This is a genomic window from Methanobrevibacter sp. (assembly GCF_050872065.1).
In the GTDB taxonomy this organism is placed as follows: domain Archaea; phylum Methanobacteriota; class Methanobacteria; order Methanobacteriales; family Methanobacteriaceae; genus Methanocatella.
Genome location: NZ_JBNMGD010000069.1, coordinates 1 through 4,698 on the forward strand (window position 1 = coordinate 1; position 4,698 = coordinate 4,698).

At 29.0% G+C, this 4,698-nt stretch carries 1 protein-coding gene; it reads left to right on the forward strand.

Annotated elements, in window-relative coordinates; all coding sequences use genetic code 11:
- The coding region (locus tag ACR0P1_RS07505; RefSeq protein WP_432645785.1) for a hypothetical protein at window positions 1-4,698 on the forward strand (4,698 nt) is incomplete at both ends.

The following is a 4,698-nucleotide window of genomic DNA, read 5'->3' on the forward strand; positions in this document are numbered from 1 at the left end:
ATCAAAATCAGCTCTCAGCACTTAAAACCTCTCTTATAAGCCTTCTTGAAATCCTTAAAAATGGATCAGAGACAGATGAAAAAACCATATCTTCCTATCATGATTCATTTGAAAATATTGCTGCTATTGCTCAAAACTCTCCTCTAATCTCAACTCTGAGCTCCATCCTTTCCTCTCATTCTTTAATTAACGATACTCTCTTAAATGATATTTATTCCCAAAATAAAATAAATCTTTTCTTAAATTTGATTAAAAATGTAAAAGAAAAAGCAAAACCTACTGGAATAACGATACCAACGAAATCATATCTATACACTTATTTCGTTGCTACATTAGATAAACTTTTAACTAATAATAAAGATCTTACTGATCTGAACTCCATCATAGACATTTTGAATGATAAAAATAATGACGGAAACCTCTATTTCGCTTTAAAACATTTAAATTTTATTATTTTTAACCAGAACTTTGACCTTGAGAACGGTATTGATATCAGTACCTTTGTTACAAAGTACCTCTCAACTATTGTAGCATTAACAAATTTATTTAAAATTGATAATGAAAACATTGATAATACAATCTCTAGGATTAATACGTACTCAAATGATAATGATCCTTATGAAATTATTGTTTCAAATCTTCGGGCAGATCCCGCTATTCTCGATATTTTTCATACATTTTTAACAACAAAAATTAATGACCCTGAAGGTACCACAAACTTTGAAAAAACAAAAGATTCTGAGATCTTAAGATTAGCTCTTTTAAATTCAAAAAATATCAAGGAACAATCTGCTAGCTCAACTAATGATATCTATGAAAATATTCTACAATATTATCTAAATATAAAGGATCTCTGCACTCTTTGCGATACCAATTATAAAAATCAAGAAAACCCAAGGACTGCAAACGATATAATTAACGCTAACAATGATTTATTCGATAACTTAACGAGGGCTTCTGTCTCTGATTTATGCGAAATAAATATCAAGATCATAAAAAATCTGCTTAATACCGAAAATTTATTTAAAATACCTCTTTTAAATACAGAAAAATCAACCTTAACTGATATATTTAATAAATTAGCGTCGCACCATAATATTCCAGAAAATAGTGATAATTTACAATATATTTTCTCTATTTATAATGATTTTATCTCTATATTACAAAAGGAAAACCCTGGGTTAGATGCTAAAACTTTAATCAATAATACCGAAAATTCTAACATCTTTTCCAACATATTCTCTCTTGCAACAAATAATTCTGTTCATAATCTTAAGACATTAGTCGAAAATAATAGTCTATTCGATTCATATTTCCAACTAACCACTATTACTGGAAATAATGATAAACTTGAAAATAATTTCCCGGATAATAATACATCTGTAACGGATATTTTTTCTCGTCTACTTGGATACAATGATATTTTAAATAGTTACGAAAATCATATAACTAAAATTGCATCTATTAATCCTGATAATCTCGACTCTAACAGTATTCTTTACACGTACTCTATCCTGTCTATTTATGATTTAATAAATCAAAACAGAACCTATTCAAACATAAATAGCGATAATTTTAAAAATATTTTAGAAACTATTATTTCAAATACAGGAACATTCCAAATTACGAACACGAATATAACAAACATAAAATATTTAAATTCTGTTGTCAATAATGAACAAACTTCTTCATTAACAGAAGACTCTAATACGCACTATTACAAAAAGAATATTGAAAATTTATTTAAACTTCTAAAAGTTATTGATGATCTTAAAGTATCATCAACAGATACTTTTGAAAAACTAATTTTATCTCTCGCTCATCAAAATGAAAGCGGTTCATTCCGATCACACGAGGATACTTTTATCGGCATTTTAAACGATTCTCGCATTTTTGCTGAATTAAGCTCTAATTGGGATAATATCGATAAAAACCTTGTTCTCTCAGATTTTTCACTAAAATTACCTGATTTCGTTAACAATATAAAAGATAATAATAATCGTAATCAAGCCGTCCTCGATCTGCTTAAAGCGCTCAAATCCACTCATAAATTCAATTTAGATAAAGAATTAGAGGAAAAAATTGCTGGAATCTCTGATCCTAGCAAGCTTGCTTCTATTCAAAATCTTATTTCGTTAACTGATCATATAAACATCGACCTTGTCCAAAAGTACGCTGAATACAACAAATTCGCTATTAATTCTAAAAATTTTAATAATATATCCACTTCCGATCTCCTCATTCACATCATAGATAATTTTAAAAATATAAGCGATGATATAATAAACGATATAAATACAATATTTGCTAAGATAAAAGATAAAAATAATTCTATTATTACCTATTCTCTGCTTTCAATCTCTGATTTAATTGATAACCAAAATCCTACTTATCAAAACCTTAATATTCAGAATTTTTCTACTAAAATTTTAGGCAATGATTTCATAAATTTTGTCCAAGAAAACATTTCTGACATAGATACTTTCTTCCTTTCATCAGCAAATAATGTCATAGATCATTACCTACACGATTCGAATCAAGACCAGTCCAGTATATTTAAAATTTTATGTAAAAATACACCTGACACCTCATATTATACGGCTATTTCTAACCTTAAATCAGCTCTTAACGTACAACAAATCGATGAGAAGGATTATACAACAGCCTCTGATTTCAACAATTTAAGAGATATTTTCAAAAATTCTTCATTATACTCTGGATTTTCCAACACTATTAATAACCATAATTTATTCGATTCAGATCTTAAAATAACAGAGTTCAAAAATAACACGATTTCTTATTTAGACTGCTCCAAAGTTGATACTTTCTCTAAGTTATTAACTTCTGTTAAAGAAAAACTCACTAATAATCAAGATGATTTAATCAAAATTTTTGAAAATTTAAATAAAATTGTACCTTTTAATCCAATAAGAGCTGGGCAACAGATTTATACTTATACTTTACTCTCACTAATTGCTATTTTACAAAAAGATTCTAGCGATACTCAAAATTATAAGCTCAATCGCATCACTTACACAAATCTTTCCGATATTTTTGATATATTAAATTCTTTAAATAATAATGCTGACACGGATCAAAAATCTTTGATTATTAAAAAAACCATCCAAAACATAAATGTTCTCCTTGAAAATGATAAAATTTTAATAAATCAAATTCATACAGATAACCAAACAAATGATGATTTGGTCGATTTATACACAAATTTGAAAGTACAAGATCAAGACTTTCAGGCAATTAATAACTCGATTATCAAAAATCTTTGTGGGACAAGTTCCACCAGAAACAATACTCTTCAAAAAATTTCTGCTCTGATAGCAGCTGTTCAGCCGATAGATCAAAATACAACCCTTTCTCAAAATCAGCAACAGGCTATAATCTTTACTCTTGACGCTATTAATTACCAAAAACCTGCTAATCAAGATAATTTGATAAAATTATATATTTCCTCAACAAAACTTTTTGATATTACTAAAACTGACGAATCCAAATCTTTTGATGACACCTACACTCAAAACCAAGATCTATTCAATTGCTTAAAATCCGTCGCTGCTCTACAAAAAAACTATAATAATGGTGAGACCGCTATCGATAAGTTCACTGACCTTTTCGACAACTTAATGGATAAAAAACCTTTAAATACTAACCAAAAAGAGACCCTAATCCACATGATGTCTATCATCGCCGGAAATGATGCATCTACTCAACCAATGATTATCCCTTCAAAAGAGCTATTTACCGCTTTATTCAGCACTATTGAAGCTTTAAATCAATCAGGTGAACCTTTCTCAAACACGGCCAAAAACAACAGTAGCATCATCCAAAACCTCTACAATTTGTATTCGAAAACTGATACTTTAGCCTTGATTCCTGACCTGATTAGGCACATCATTACACAAAATAACAGGCCTTTGTCCAATAATCAAGCGGCTATTCTTAGCCATATTTTCATTAAATTGAAAGATATAAATACCGAAAACATAAACCAATTACAAGATTACTATGACGCACTCAATTACCTACTTCTGGTTGTGGCGCAAGATAATGAGTATGATAAGTACATCGACGATAACCCTGAGTTATTTGCAAATTTAGCTAATATTGCTGTAAATCCTACCGCAATTGCCTCCCTAAAATCCATTTTAGCGCTTCATGATAATGCTAAAGATTACAAAATATCCTCTTTTGATACCAATAATGATAAATTTATTTTAGAAAACCTTACAAAACCTGACATAGCTAAGAATATTATTTCTAACATCTATACAGCTTTAAATGGTCAAGATGCTAACCAAATCGTTACGATCACTGAATCAATAGTTACAACTTTATCTAATATATTCAAAAAGCCTGATGTCAACGATAATATTAAGTCCTCTGTCTTCTCTTATGTTTTTGATACTTTGGGATGTAATAATCAAGATTTTTCAACCAATATCTCTAAAATTAATGATCAATTAAAAGCTATATTCCCTATTCTTCCTGGGTTCAATCAAGATATTTTCTCCTTCTTTATCTCTAATATCGGAAATATTACTGATCAAAATCAGCTCTCAGCACTTAAAACCTCTCTTATAAGCCTTCTTGAAATCCTTAAAAATGGATCAGAGACAGATGAAAAAACCATATCTTCCTATCATGATTCATTTGAAAATATTGCTGCTATTGCTCAAAACTCTC